Below are 1,022 nucleotides of genomic sequence, written 5' to 3'. Positions count from 1 at the left end.
GAAATGACACAGCTTCGGCGGTGTGCTTAAGCCCCGCTACATTGTCGGCGCAGGACCACTTGACCAGTGAGCTATTACGCACTCTTTAAAGGGTGGCTGCTTCTAAGCCAACCTCCTGGCTGTCTGTGCGACCCCACATCCTTTCCCACTTAGCACACACTTAGGGGCCTTAGCTGGCGTTCTGGGCTGTTTCCCTCTCGACTACGAAGCTTATCCCCCGCAGTCTCACTGCCGCACTCTCACACCACGGTATTCGGAGTTTGGTTGATTTCGGTAAGCTTGTGGGCCCCCTAGACCATCCAGTGCTCTACCCCCGCGGTGAAACATACGACGCTGCACCTAAATGCATTTCGGGGAGAACCAGCTATCACGGTGTTTGATTGGCCTTTCACCCCTAACCACAGCTCATCCCCCAGGTTTTCAACCCTGGTGGGTTCGGGCCTCCACGCGGTCTTACCCGCGCTTCACCCTGGCCATGGCTAGATCACACCGCTTCGGGTCTAGACCACGCGACTATGACGCCCTATTCAGACTCGCTTTCGCTACGGCTACCCCACACGGGTTAACCTCGCCACGTAGCACTAACTCGCAGGCTCATTCTTCAAAAGGCACGCCGTCACCCCTAAAGGCTCCGACGGATTGTAGGCACACGGTTTCAGGTACTATTTCACTCCCCTCCCGGGGTACTTTTCATCTTTCCCTCACGGTACTAGTCCGCTATCGGTCACCAGGGAGTATTTAGGCTTAGCGGGTGGTCCCGCCAGATTCACAGCGAATTCCACGAGTACGCTGCTACTTGGGAACACTCTAAACAGACATCGGGTTTTCGAGTACGGGAGTTTCACCCTCTACGCTCACGCTTTCCAGACGCATTCCTCTAACCACAATGTTTTCTGACTGCTTGCCAGTCCGGCAGAACTGACCAAGAGGTCCCACGACCCCGCGAATGCAACCCCTGCCGGGTATCACACAGACGCGGTTTAGCCTCATCCGCTTTCGCTCGCCACTACTCACGGAATCAC

The 1,022-nt window shown here is 56.0% G+C and carries 1 rRNA gene; it reads right to left on the bottom strand.

The features are described from left to right. A 23S ribosomal RNA gene (locus tag ACFWGZ_RS41340) occupies window positions 1–1,022 on the bottom strand; the annotation flags it as partial.

Source organism: Lentzea sp. NPDC060358, assembly GCF_042725365.1.
In the GTDB taxonomy this organism is placed as follows: domain Bacteria; phylum Actinomycetota; class Actinomycetes; order Mycobacteriales; family Pseudonocardiaceae; genus Lentzea.
The sequence above is the reverse complement of the archived record's forward strand: the minus strand, read 5'-3'. Positions and strand labels throughout refer to the sequence as shown.